General features: G+C 64.8%; 12 protein-coding genes. 3 read left to right on the top strand and 9 right to left on the bottom strand.

From position 1 onward, the window contains the following. Positions 1-8: 8 nt before the first annotated feature. From sctN to CEY05_RS22625, 9 genes are all read right to left on the bottom strand, one after another. Positions 9-1,352 (bottom strand): type III secretion system ATPase SctN, encoded by a 1,344-nt coding sequence (sctN, locus tag CEY05_RS22665; protein ID WP_088599824.1) that lies wholly within the window; start codon positions 1,350-1,352, stop codon positions 9-11. Next, positions 1,339-2,028 carry an HrpE/YscL family type III secretion apparatus protein gene (locus CEY05_RS22660; RefSeq protein WP_088599536.1) on the bottom strand — a complete coding sequence of 230 codons (690 nt, stop codon included), beginning with the start codon at positions 2,026-2,028 and terminating at the stop codon, positions 1,339-1,341. Before CEY05_RS22660 ends, sctN begins: the two co-directional genes overlap by 14 nt. Further along, complete coding sequence (locus CEY05_RS22655; protein WP_088599535.1) at positions 2,025-2,663, bottom strand: hypothetical protein; 639 nt, start codon at positions 2,661-2,663, stop codon at positions 2,025-2,027. The genes CEY05_RS22660 and CEY05_RS22655 overlap by 4 nt, the downstream gene beginning before the upstream one ends. Continuing rightward, entirely contained in the window at positions 2,660-3,568 is a 909-nt protein-coding gene (gene sctJ / locus CEY05_RS22650) for a type III secretion system inner membrane ring lipoprotein SctJ (RefSeq protein WP_088599534.1), read from the bottom strand. The genes CEY05_RS22655 and sctJ overlap by 4 nt, the downstream gene beginning before the upstream one ends. Next, a complete protein-coding gene (locus tag CEY05_RS22645) occupies positions 3,568-4,386 on the bottom strand; it encodes a hypothetical protein (RefSeq protein ID WP_143220581.1) in 819 nt (272 codons plus the stop codon). The genes sctJ and CEY05_RS22645 overlap by 1 nt, the downstream gene beginning before the upstream one ends. A gap of 247 nt (positions 4,387-4,633) precedes the next feature. Then, entirely contained in the window at positions 4,634-5,845 is a 1,212-nt protein-coding gene (gene sctE, locus CEY05_RS22640) for a type III secretion system translocon subunit SctE (protein WP_088599532.1), read from the bottom strand. A gap of 59 nt (positions 5,846-5,904) precedes the next feature. Beyond that, positions 5,905-6,870: a hypothetical protein gene (locus tag CEY05_RS22635; RefSeq protein ID WP_143220579.1), complete on the bottom strand. Its 966-nt coding sequence runs from the start codon at positions 6,868-6,870 to the stop codon at positions 5,905-5,907. A gap of 38 nt (positions 6,871-6,908) precedes the next feature. Further along, on the bottom strand, positions 6,909-7,379 hold the full coding sequence (locus tag CEY05_RS22630; protein ID WP_088599530.1) for a hypothetical protein: 471 nt from the start codon (positions 7,377-7,379) through the stop codon (positions 6,909-6,911). Then, on the bottom strand, positions 7,376-9,430 hold the full coding sequence (locus CEY05_RS22625) for a hypothetical protein (RefSeq protein ID WP_088599529.1): 2,055 nt from the start codon (positions 9,428-9,430) through the stop codon (positions 7,376-7,378). Before CEY05_RS22625 ends, CEY05_RS22630 begins: the two co-directional genes overlap by 4 nt. A 554-nt stretch (positions 9,431-9,984) precedes the next feature. Between CEY05_RS22625 and CEY05_RS22615 the strand changes: the two genes are divergently transcribed. Genes CEY05_RS22615 through sctV form a run of 3 tightly spaced genes read left to right on the top strand, consistent with a single transcriptional unit; the run spans position 9,985 to position 12,920 of the window. Then, entirely contained in the window at positions 9,985-10,434 is a 450-nt protein-coding gene (locus CEY05_RS22615; protein ID WP_143220577.1) for a hypothetical protein, read from the top strand. A 6-nt stretch (positions 10,435-10,440) separates the two neighbouring features. Next, entirely contained in the window at positions 10,441-10,800 is a 360-nt protein-coding gene (locus CEY05_RS22610; protein ID WP_088599526.1) for a M48 family metallopeptidase, read from the top strand. Positions 10,801-10,820: 20 nt separating this feature from the next. Next, positions 10,821-12,920 (top strand): type III secretion system export apparatus subunit SctV, encoded by a 2,100-nt coding sequence (gene sctV, locus CEY05_RS22605; RefSeq protein ID WP_088599525.1) that lies wholly within the window; start codon positions 10,821-10,823, stop codon positions 12,918-12,920. Positions 12,921-12,940 lie beyond the last annotated feature (20 nt).

Genomic DNA, 12,940 nt, shown 5'->3' with positions numbered 1-12,940 from the left:
CCTTTCCCTTAAGGCATGGACGCGTGGCCAAAGGCCAGCTGCTCCAGCTGCGCGACGGTATCGACGAAGTCCTGCGACTCCGAAGCGCGCTGCCGCAGGAATGCATTGATCGCGGGCATCTTCTCGATCGCCTCATCCGTATCGGGGTCGGCACCCGGCGTGTATTCGCCCATGCGTAACAGCAGCTCGACGTCCTGGTAGCGCGCCATCAGCTCACGCACGCGGCCGGCCGCATCCTTATGCCCTTGCTGCACCACCCGTCCCATCACCCGGCTGGCCGACGCCAGCACATCGACCGCCGGATAGTGGTTGGAGGCGCCCAGCTTGCGCGACAGCACGATGTGCCCGTCCAGGATGGAGCGCACTTCATCGGCGATGGGCTCGCTCATGTCGTCGCCCTCGACCAGGACGGTGTAGAACGCCGTGATCGAACCGCGGTCGTTGTTGCCGGCCCGCTCCAGCAGGCGTGGCAGCATGGTGAAGACCGATGGCGGAAAGCCGCGCCGCGTGGGCGGTTCGCCCGCGGCCAGGCCGATTTCGCGCTGGGCCCGTGCAAAGCGCGTGACCGAGTCCATCAGGAACAGCACGCGCTTGCCTTGGTCGCGGAAATACTCGGCGATCGCGGTGGCCACGAAAGCAGCCTTGCTGCGCTCCATGGGCGACTTGTCGCCGGTGGCGCACACGACGACGCTGCGCTGGAGCATCTCCGGCCCCAGCTCGTCCTGCAGGAACTCGCCCACTTCGCGCCCCCGTTCGCCGATCAAGGCAATCACATTGATGTCGACCTCGGCGCCTTTGACCAGCATGCCCATCAAGGTGGACTTGCCGCCGCCGGCGGCGGCGAACACGCCCATTCTTTGCCCCTCGCCACAGGTCAGCGTGCCGTCCAGCACCCGCACGCCCAAGGGCAAGGGCCGGTCGATCACGCTGCGCGACAGCGGATGCGGTGCGTCCGCCAGCACCGGATAGACATCGGTGGTGACCAGTGCGCCCCGCTCGGCGACGTCCAGCGGCCGTCCCAGGCCATCCAGCACGCGGCCCATCAACGCCGGGCCCACCGGCACCGTCATGGTCTTGCCGGACGGGATGACTTCAGTGGTGGGGGCGATGCCGCACATATCGCCCAGGGGCGTGAGCAGCGCCGCGCCGGCTGCGAATCCGACCACCTCCGCCAGGACCGCCGTGCCGTCGTCCGGGTTGCGCAACTCGCATATTTCACCGATGCGCGCCTGCGGCACCGCGGCCCGGATGATGGTGCCGATGGACTGCGTCACGCGACCGGTGATGCGGACCGTGCGGATGTCGCTCAGGGCCCCGCGCAGCCGGGGCAGTATGGTTTCAAGTTTCATCATCGTGCCCTCCCCCGCCATCCTGCCCGGCCGCGGCGACGACGATCTCCGGCTCGACACTCCGGCGTAGCGCCTGCTCCAGCGCCGCCAGCTGCGCGTCCACGCCGGCCTCGATCACGCCGATTTCCGTCTCCACCCGGCAGGCGCCTCGCGCCATCTGTGCCGTGGCCACGATATCCAGGTCTTCGACCGCGGGAAACTCCGCCAGCAGGTCATCCCGCCAGGCCAGCACCGTGGCCACATCGTCCGTATGCAGGCGCAAGACGGCCTGCTTCTGCCGCCGGGCGCGCCCGAGCGCGCCGCGTACGATACGCACGATGCGCTCGCCCGCATCCAGTTCGCCGATGATCTCGCGCACGCAGTCCATCACCAGGTCGACCATCTCACCCTCGATGGCGTCCAGGTAGGCGCGCGCCTGGCGCAGGGTTGCGTCTATCTCCGCCACCTGCACCGCACGAGCCTCCCGCAGCCCCTCCTGATAGCCACGCTCGCGTTCCGCCACGTGCTCCTCGCGCGCGTGGTCGCGTATCACCTTGGCCTGGACCCGAGCCTCGCCCAGCACGTGTTTCGCCCGCACCCAACGCGAGTAGTCCGACGCGCGCACCACCTTGCCGCCGGCCGCGACCCGCGCCGCGCCCATCGCCCTGGGCGCCGATTCACATACGACGCGGAATCTCATGCTGTACGCTCCCGCGCGTCCAAGGCTTCGGCCAATGCCAGGGCCTGCGGCGCAGCCAGGCCCCGCGGCGCGATCGCCGCCGCCGGCAGGCGCAGGGCCAGGCGCAGGCGCAGCACGTCGTCCTCATTTTCCAAGGCCAGCAGCAGGGCGCCCCACCCCAGCCATTCGATCTGTTCCAGCGCCGTCGCGGGATCGTCGAACGCCGGCCCCGCCAGGCCCGGATGGGGCGCGGCATCTCCCAGCAAGGTCAGCGCATACAGATCCTGGCCCATGGCCGCGGCCAGTGCCCGCACGAGCGCACCCGAGACGCAACGGCGCAAGCGCGGCGCACACAACACGGCCCCCATGCGCCGGGCCAGCAAGCGCAGATCGGACGAGCCATAGGCGACCAGCCAGTCCGCGGCGCCGGCTGCGGGCGACGCCGGCCGCTCCCACATGCCCAGGCATTGCAGGATGTGGCGCGACCAGTGGCGATGCCATACGTTCGCCAGATCAGGCCTGGCTTGCATGGCCGCCAGCGCGGGGCCGGGGGGATACGCCTGCCAGTGGCTCTGGTGCAGGGTCGCGCTGGGCAGCATATTGAACTGCCACCAGACCGCGTCGAAGATCAGGGCGTGCGCCGACGAACTGCTCATACGCGCGAGGCCTCCCTGTCCTGATTGCCGGAGGCCGGCGTTGCCGTCTTGCCGGCCTCGCCATCCTTGCCCTTGCCACTGTTCTTGTCTTGGCGCGCCTCGGTCCTGCCACGGCCGTGGCGCCACCAGAACAAGCCGCCGGCACCGATGGACACCAAAGCCGCGAGCAAGAGGCCGCCGATGATGAATTCCATTTTCGCGACCGATTCGGGCGCCACCGTCACGCCCATGATGTCCTTGCCCGGCGTCGGCTTCACGGGTTCCTTTCCCGTCGTCGCCGGCACCAGCGCAACGGAGACGTTGTCCGCGGTCAAGCCGGGAATGGCATGGGTGATCATGGTGCGCAGTTGCGGCAGCACCGCGTCCAGCGGTTGATCCGCGTGATACTTGATGAACACGCCAGCCTTGGCCGGCGTCGCCACCCGATCCACGCCCGCGGCCTCCGGCAGGACCAGATGCACGCGCGCCACGACGACACCGTCGATCTTCGACAGCGTATTCGCCAGTTCCTGCGACAAGGCATGGACGTAAAGGGCACGCTCCTCCACCGGAGAGGAAATCATTCCCTCCTTTTGAAACGTCTTGCCCAGGCCCTCGAAACGTTCACGCGGCAGGCCAGCCTGGCGCAACACCTCCAGCGCATTGGCCATGGCCGAGCTGGGGACGGCGATGACGATGCCAGTCTTGGTGGTGCTGCGCGACGGCGTGATGCCGTTGTTCAGCAACGAGGACATCACCTCATTGGCATCGCTCTCGCTGGTCACGGTCAGGATGTTGACGTCCGAGCTGCAGGCCGACAACGTTGTCAGGCAGGCGAACAGGAGCGGCAGCCACCGCCCCCGTCCCAGGCGCCGACCGCCCAGCCGCCGGCAGGCGTGCACGAGTACCATAAGCCGCCGCAACATCAGGCACTGCTCTTCATGAAGGTATCCGCGTCGCGCACGACTTTGAATACGGCCTTGGACAGCGTCTCGAAATAGATCGAATACATCCCGGTCATGCGCTGCAACTTGATCATGCTGGCGGCACTGCTATAGGACGCCGGATCGACGATGCGCTTATCCAGATCCGCATGCATGGCTGAGATTTTTCCGAACAGCGAAGAGATGCCACCTTTCAAGCCGACGGGCTGGTTCGGCTCGTCGGCGTCGGCGGCATCGGCGGCACCGGCCCCGATCCCCGTGTCAGCCGCCGTGGTCGCGGTGCTACGCCCCGACGGAGACGCCGTCTTGGCATCGCCCCGCTCCAGCTTTTGCGCCGAGTTCATCGTGTCGATGAAGCGTTGCCTCACCGCGTCGGCATTCCTGGGCGGCGTCCCGGCCAGTGCCACATGCTGTGCGGCGGCGCTACGGAACACGGAGGACGCGCCGGGGACTGAGAGGCTGGCTGCTTGCGGGCTGGCCGCGGGCGGGTTGACCGCTGGCCCCGCCGCCGGCAGCGGGGCAGCGGCGCTCACGTGTCCCGCGCGCTGCCCGGCATTCATGATTTCGGCAAAACGTTGCGTTGCGACGCCATCGGCGCTGCCGGTCTTGGGCAGCAGCGAAGTGGAAGTCACCGACGGCGTCAGGCCACCTGGGTTGGGCTCCAAAAGCGTGATCCGCGAGATGGAAGCCCTGAAATTTTCTTGGGCGCTCATAGTCGAATTTAGTTTTGAATTGGGGGGAGAAAAATGCGTTCCCTGTGTTCGCTTCGGTCGGGAAGTCACTTTTCGAAGGGCGTTCACTCGTTATTTACGCGAACGCAACCTTCATCAGGAAAGAACAACCCCCTTCTGGTTCCACCTGGAGATGTAAAGAAGATAAAAAAATGTCTGAACCGTGCAGATGAGGCGATTTTTCTTATGCTTCCACAACGTAAAAAAGACCCATCGAACGCGGCCAGGCGCCTGATGGGTCTTGAGGGGAAAGACAGCACGGGGGCCGGACAGAAAGCGAATCGCAATAACGCTTTCCCCCCGCTCACGACAGCGGTCAAGCCCCGACCGGCACATCCCCAAAGACGGAGCCGGTCAGTCGTCGCAGCATGTCGCCGTGCCCACCGAGCATCGTGACGTATGCCTCGCGCCACACGTTGAAGCTCGCCGCACTACGCTTCAGGGTGTCGGATTCGACCGAGCCGTAGCGGTCGCTTGCCTTCAACTCAGCCTGCAGAATCTGCGCCTGGATGGCGATCTTGTCCGCGTCGCGAGAGTCCCAGGTGGCTGTCCCATTCATCACGCCCACCGCGGCCCCCGTGCCGGCGCTCAAGAGTTGTCCGCCCGCATCGCTTGCCACGGCGAAGTTCTTGACGTTCACGCCGCTTTTCAAATTGGACGCCAATTTTGAAAAGCCACCCATGGAGGACGCGGACGCCTTCGCGCCGTAGAACGAAAAGGCCATGATCCCGATGGTGGCGCCTATGGTCATCACCTGGTCCACGACGTCGGCGATTTCGTCCGGTACGCCAACGAGCTTCAGCTCATTGGAGACCAGTTGCCCCACCGCCGAGGGATCGTTGATGACGCCCACGACTGTCGCGATCACCAGGGCCGCGCCGATGGCATTGCCCAACTTTTCGGCAAATTCATCGGAGCCACCAGCCCACTTGATGATGGCTTTCGCCACCGAGCTGAACCCGCTCATGAACGTGAAGTTCTCGTCGACCGCGAATTGCACGGTTTTCTCGACTATCCCCACGACCGAGGCGCACAACATGGCGATCAGCAAGGGGCTGGCGACCACGCCGACGCCCGACACAAATGAGGCGGCGACGGCCACGGCAAGGAAGACCGTCGTCACGACATCCGAGATCAGCGAGCCTATGCGTGCCCAGAAACTCTTATTTTGCGCCTCGGCGCGCTTCTTGTGCTCCTCCGCGCGCTTCAGGTTCGAGCTTTCCCGCATGGCTTCGTTGGACTCAAGCCTGGCTTTCAGGCTCTTGCTGCCATCGCTCATCCGCTGGCTGAAACCCGTCCCGATCAGCAGGTCGATCGCCGGCAACATGGCCATGATGTCCATCGTCGCCCACCTGGCTTCCTCCGCGCTCGTATAGCGCCCGGGCAGCGAGGGGGCGCCGTTGCCGTTCGATAGCGGCGCCTGCTCCTGGAGAGAGGGGAAGTCTTGCGTATCCTCTCCAGCCAAGCCGTTCAGCGACGACTGCGCGGCACCAATGAGCGGCATGTTCACGCCGGGGACGCCCAGCAAGGTAAACGGAGCCGTTGCTCCTGCAGTTCCCATGGATAACATAGTGCCTCCCCCGGACGTCAGAAGCGCATCTGGGCCTGCAGGGCTTGCACGGAGGCGTTGTTCATGACCTTCTGATTGCCGATCATGTCGTTCGCCTGCCCCAGCATGCCTTGCTTGGCCGATGCAGACAGCCCGTTCCTTGCATCCGCCTCGTTCTTGTCCGCATCCGCCCTGACCTTTTCCGCATCGTAGACGCCGCCGAAGGCGCCCCCCGTCGAAGCCGCTGCATTGGCCGCATTCGCCACGGTCGACCCGGTCCGGGAATTTTCCAGGTGCTGGTTGCGTTGCGCGGAAGCGGTCGAGCTATCCATCGTTGCCATTGTTCGGTCATGCGCATGGTCTCTTTCCTTACCCTGCGCCTCGATAGCATCCGCATCGGCTTTTTCGGCAGCGTCCAGATGCGTTTTTATTTCGGCGGAATTCTTCTCCATTGCGTCCTGCGCGCCCTGCCCGTCCGTCGATGTTTTCTCCAGGTCGGCGGCCTGCGACTCCTGCAGCGCCTTGGCCTTGGCGCGCGACTGCTCGGCCTGTTGCACGGACGCCCTGGCCTGGTCGCCGGCCATCTTTTCGCTTGCCATCGCATCCTTCACATTCAAGTTGGCGGCGATTTCGTTCTTCGCCGCGGGAGCGGCCTGCATGGCGGACTTGATGGCGTAAGCGGCGGCAACGGTTGCTACACCAGCGCCGGCCAGGCCGGAGTAGAACCGCCATTTCGACGCCTTCTCCGCCTCGTCGGCAGCGCGACGACCGGCCTCGTTCCCATTCTCGATCTGCTTGCGCAGGTCGTTGTCATTGTTCATGCCGGCCAGGGTGGCGAGAATGATGACGCCGCCCAGCAGGGCCTCATAGCTGAGGGTATCGTCGAATCTGCCCGCCAGGCCCGCCAGGCCCGCCAGGCCGGGATTGTCTTTGGATTCACCAGAGCCCGGAGCAAGCACCGGAGCGACAGATGAGTCCGTATAAGGGCGTTGAATAGCTAACATGGCTTTCTCCAATAATCAGAACTTCGATTGCTTGATACTCAGCACCGGGATACCTGGCGCTGAAGGGTGGCGCAGTACTCCCGCACCGCGCCATGTTCTTCGCCGACACATTGCAATTGCGCCAGGTCCAGTGCTTCCCTGGCTTGCTCCGTCTTGCCCAACTTCAGCAGGCATTCGGCGAAATGCATGAGATTCACAGGGTCTTCCGTCGTCATCAGTAAAGGCACATAGAAGCCAAGGGCGACTTCGTGTTTGCCCTGGGCCTGCGCCGCCGCCGCCGCGGCCTTCAATCCCAGCGGATTGAAGGGGTCTTCCGCGATCAGTTGCACGAACACCGCGTAGGCCTCCTCGTAGCGGGCAGCCTCGTAAAGTGTGTGCCCCTGCTCGTAGAGACGCTTGCGCAGGGCCGGCGTCAGCTGCCTGCCCTGCTCCAGCGCAAGTTTCGCCATGGTTTCCCGCAGGCTTGCAGCGGCGGCGGCCACGGCCTCCTTGTTTATTTGCGCGGTCATCGAGCCAGGCTCGTCGCGATGCCGTTGAGGGCCTGGTTCTCCTTGGTAAGGATGCTGTTCATACCGGTGAGATACGCTTGCGCGCCTTGCGCTTCACGCGTCAGGTCGTTGGTCTCGATACTGTTCATGTTGTTGTATGAAGTCAGTTTCGAATCCATGTTGGAGATCAGGTCATCCAACTCCTGCTTGGTCGTTTCCTTGGAGATTCCCTTGCCGCCGGCATACGTCTTTGGATCCCAGCCGATCTCGTTGAGCGTCGTCTGGGCCTCCAGGATCTGCTTGTTGAGATCAGCCTCCGAGATACCGCTACCCTTGTCCTTGAGCTTGGTCTTGCCGTCCGCCCCGGGCTTGAAGCCTTGGCCCAGGGTCCGCACCAGCTGCTGGGCGCTGCGAATTCTTTCCTGGTCGGCGTTGATCTCCCTGACCTTGAGGGCTCTTTGCCGCGTGTTTTCCATCGCGCTGCCGAACATCACGCTCATGATCGCGTAGACGATTTCGAACACATCGCCGGTAGCGATCGCGGCCGCCAGCTTGGAGTCGGCGGCGCTCAGGTACCGCGCGCCGAGCGGATCACTCGGTTTGTCCGGGTTGAGGCGGCGCTCTGCCTTGATACCCAGATAACTGTCGAGCAGCTTGGACTGCCGCTTCAGGTTCGGAAACCTGGGATCGTCGAAGGCACCGGGAGGCACCGCTGCCATGATTTGCCCCAGCAGCTCCTGCATGTTCCTGTAGCTGCCTACCGTCCCGGCCTTCTCGTCGGTACTGGCGTCCCACGCCTTGGCAGCCAGGTTTGCGAAAATCCTTCTTATCCTCTCGGGATCCACGTCTCCCACGCTGATCTTGGGCACGCTGGCCTTACCGTCGGCAACCGGCGCCTCCGTGGCCGCCGCGTTCGACGCCACCGCCTCGCGCTTGCGCCGCGGGCCTGGTTTGCCCGGGTTGGCAAAGTCAGTGACAGAATCCTGGCCGGACGCGTACCCTTCGTCCGAACCGCCGCCGTCGCCACCGCTCGCGTCCGAATTTGAATTCGAATTCGAATCCGACGACTGCTTGCCCGTGAGCGGGGGGGGTGCCATGCGGCGCTTCCTGCTGCCCCTGGTGACCGTTCCCTCCGTGCTGTCCTCGGTGCTTTCTTCCGCGCGCTCTTCCACGGCATCCTTGCCGGGCCCTTTCGCTGCATGCCGCTGGTGAAGGTCGCCTGGACCTTGGGATGCGAGGGCCTGCGGCAGCAACACCGCATGCTGGGCCGCAAGCTTGGCAGCGGCTTGCGCGGACGCCGGGGCCGACATGGCGCCTGTCGCTTGCGCCAGGCTGGCGCCTGGCAGGGGCGGGGTGCCTGGCGGCGGGGTGCCGGCCGGCGCCTGGCCGATCGATGGGGAAACAAGCTGCTCTGGCCCCGGGGTAGGGATGCCCACATTGGCGCCGCCCTGGGCCAGCGCTGGCCGGGGCTGTTGATGAGACATCTTGTTCGCGGCCAGGTTGGCCGCGCCTGCAGGCGCGCCCTGACTTGCCTGGCCACTCGCCGGGCTGCCGCGCTTTTGCGTCTGTGCATTTCCTTGGCTGGCGGTGGCCATCGGCGGGCCGGCCTTGTCCTTGCCGGTACCCGTTTGACCTGCACCGTCTCTGCCAGCGCCTTCCCTGCCAGGGTTTTCCTTGGCCGCGCCTTCCCTGCCGGCGCTGCTCCTGGGCGCGCCCGTATCGGCACCCTGCCGCTCCGTGCCCTGGCCTTCATGCTTGCCCTTGGCGCCGGCGCCACCTTCATCACGCAGCCCCTGCTGTTCGCCAGCCTGGCCCTTCATGCCTTTGCCGGCGCCTTGCGCGCCATGACCGGCGCCCTTGCCCGCGGCATGCGCGGGACGCGTGGTGAAGCCAGGCGCGGGAGCGTCGTCGTCCGTGCCAGGATCAGCGGGAAGAAGGTCACGAAGTTCTTGGTCGAGTGCTTCCGAATCACCCGTCAGCCCGGTGAAATTGGCCGGATTGCTGCCGCCTGCGACAAACGCTGCCTGCATCAAGGCAACGTCGTTGAAACTGGAATTGCGGATGTCTGCCATCTCGCCACCTAATATAAAAATTGCGTGAAAGTGAGTCGTCCACTTGTGGGACCCCGTTCCCCGGAGGGACGGGCTTGAACGGTATGTCGCCAGCTATCGCCGTCGGTTCCAAGCAAGAAAAAACTTAGTTCCATCCGCCTCAGGACGAGCCCTTGGAACCTATCTGGATAGGTCCGTTACTACGAACGACGCCCGCTTCCAGATACGCGACTTCAGAGACACGATGTCTGTCGCCGTGGATCCTGCCCGTGAGGATGCTGTCGGCGCTGCCCAACGGGGCATCGCCGGCTCCCTCCGGGATCGCGGGAATTTTCTGAAATTCGTTTTCGGCGCAACACGCGTCGGATATGGCACCCCTCGGTTCCGCGAACGCCGCGCCTTCGGCCTCCATTCCAGCGCCACGCCGGGATGGAGCTCCCTCGCGCAGGCAAAGGCTGGACCGTGGCGCGTCGTGCAGCGCGCCCCGCGATGTGCGTTGCGACGGGCGTTGCGATGTGCGTTGCGATGTGCGTCGCGATGTGCGCCGCGGTGCGCTTACTTGAGGCTTGAATACTATGAGCAGAATTCCTACATCCACATCCGGCCCTTCTTACGTGGGTTCGGCCGCCGCACCTACCGCGGTCGACGCCAACGCCGTTTCGCAGGGCCAAGGCGTCGCCGGCGTGCGCCCGGACGCCGAGCGCACGTGGGCGGCGAACACCGGCACCGGCCCCGCCATCAGCCTTGACCTCGCCATGTTCCGGCAACTGCTTTCGCGCGATACCTATCGCGAGGCCATGCGCGGCGCGGATTCTTTCGCGGATGCCATGAACACGACGCAAGCCTTTCTCGCGGACAAAGAGAAAGCGCTGTTGCAACACGCCAAGACGACCGATCCGGCCAGCGCGGACCAGGCCAGCCGGAAGGCAGCGGATATCCGCGCGGGAAAATCCGTGGTCGGCGGGTTCTGCACGCGCAGCGATACGTTCATCGTCTACAAGCACCGCTCGCCGAAACTGGGCTGATCGCTTGTGACCCAGGATCCCAGACAACCCGCCGCCTGTGCCGTACTGCGCCTGCTCGCGTATGCGCTACTGCAGAACAACCAACCCGGCAGCGCCCTGCAGTTGCTGACGACGCTCGGCCACCTGGACCGCCTGGACGTGCGCTCGCGCGCCATGAAGGCCTTGGCCCAGTTGCGCACCGGCGCCCCCGCCGACGCGCTGGCCACCTTGCAGGAAGGCACCGACAAGGGCGAGGAAATGCCGCTCTTCAATCTGATTCGCGCCCAGGCCCACATGAAACTGAGCCAGGCAACGCTCGCGCGCGCCGCCATGCAAAGGTACGTCGCGACCCGCGGCCACGTACCCACTCCCCCCCCCACAAGCTGATCGCGGCTCAGGAACCCACCATGCAAAGAGTATCCCGCCTGGTTATGGCGGCCACCAGCCGCAACGACATCGTCCTGGCGTTCTTCGTCATCGCGATCATCTTCATGATGATCCTGCCGCTGCCGACCACCCTGGTCGATGTCCTTATCGGCGCCAACATCACGCTGACCTGCGTCCTGTTGATGGTCGCCATCTACCTGCCATCCCCCCTGGCCTTCTCCTCGTTTCCCTCGGTACTGCTGGTCGGAACGCTGTTTCGCCTGGGCATCTCCATCGCCACCACCCGCCTGATCCTGCTCAATGGCGACGCGGGCCACATCATCGAAACCTTCGGCAACTTCGTGGTCGGCGGCAATCTGGTGGTCGGCCTGGTCGTCTTCCTGATCCTGACCATCGTGCAATTCATCGTGGTCACGAAGGGATCCGAGCGCGTGGCCGAAGTGGCTGCCCGCTTCTCCCTGGACGCCATGCCGGGCAAACAGATGTCCATCGACGCCGACGTGCGCGCCGGCACCCTGGACAAGGACGAAGCCCGCCGCCGCCGCGGCCTGGTGGAGAAGGAAAGCCAACTTTACGGCGCGATGGATGGCGCCATGAAGTTCGTCAAGGGGGATGCCATTGCCGGCCTCATCATCGTCGCCGTGAACCTGCTGGGCGGGCTGGCGATCGGCGTCCTCCAGCACGGCTTGAGCGCCAGCGAGGCGGCCACCACCTACTCCATCCTGAGTATCGGCGACGGCCTGATATCGCAAATTCCCGCCCTGCTGACCGCCATCGCCGCCGGCATCATCGTCACCCGCGTGCCGGACGAGCAGCGTTCCAACGTCGGCAAGGACATCGGCAAGCAAGTGATGGCGCATCCGCGCGCGCTGTTGATCAGCGCCGCCGTGGCACTGTTCATGGGCCTGATTCCCGGCATGCCGACCGTGGTCTTCCTGATTCTTGCGGCCATCTTGGGCCTGGTCGGTTTCACGCTGGGACGCGCGGCCAAGGACGGACCGGTCGGGGGGGAAGACGGTGGCGGGCTGGCAGGCACTGCGGACAAGGAACAGGAGGACGACGCGGCCAAGCTATCGTCGGCCCGTCCGCTGACCATAGAAATCACGCCAGAGCTGGACGCGGAACTGGAGCCGGAAGACCTGAAGCGCGACTATCTGGCTGCACGGGGGGAACTGTATCGCGAGCTGGGCATCCCCCTGCCGGAGATGCACGTGCACATCGGCGAGGCGACACCCGCCGTCGGCGAAGAAGAGGACGACCTCGCGCGCGCAGGGCGGCAGTACCGCATCCACCTGTACGACGTTCCCGCCGACCAGGGCTATTGCCCGCCGGATGCCATCCTGGCGCGCGAAAGCGCGGAAAACATGGAGGCGCTGGGCATTCCGCGCCTGGGCGGCGCAACCTGGCATGACCAGCGCGAGTATTGGATCGCCGACAAGCACGCGACCATGCTGCGCACCGCCGGCGTGCCCTTCCTATGGCCGGCGCAGGTCATCGCCGACCGTGCCGCCGAAACGCTGCGGCGCCACGCGGCCGACTTCCTCGGCATCCAGGAAGCGCGCCTGCTGCTGACCGCACAGGAGCCTCGCTATCCGGAACTGGTCAAGGAAACCCAACGCATCATGCCGGTACAAAAGGTGGCGGAGATCCTGCAGCGCCTGGTGTCCGAGCACATCTGCATACGCGATATGCGCGCCATCCTGGAAGCCCTCATCGAATGGGCCCCAAAGGAAAAGGACACGGTACTGCTGACCGAGTATGCGCGCATGGGGCTGAAGCGTTACATCAGCTACAAGTATGCAAACGAACATGGCTTCCTGCCCGTTTACCTGCTCGCTCCCGCCACCGAACAAGCCGTGCGCGATGCCATCCGTCAAACGTCGGGAGGCAGTTATCTTGCGATGGACCCGGAACAATCCGCCCTGCTTCTGGAACGCATAAAGCAGACGGTCGGCCCACAGGCAACAACCGCCCAGCGTCCTGTCCTGCTGACCACCATGGACATCAGGCGGTATGTGCGCAAACTGATCGAGAACGACCTGTATCACCTGCCGGTCCTGTCGTATCAGGAACTGTCCGCGGAACTGAACATACAGCCGCTCTCCCGCATCGAACTCTGAATCTTGCCCACCATTTCCCC

Origin of the sequence: Achromobacter sp. HZ34, from assembly GCF_002209485.1 — a bacterium.
Lineage (GTDB): Bacteria > Pseudomonadota > Gammaproteobacteria > Burkholderiales > Burkholderiaceae_B > Bordetella_C.
Note: the sequence above shows the minus strand (reverse complement) of the source record. Positions and strands in the feature narration are given on the sequence as shown.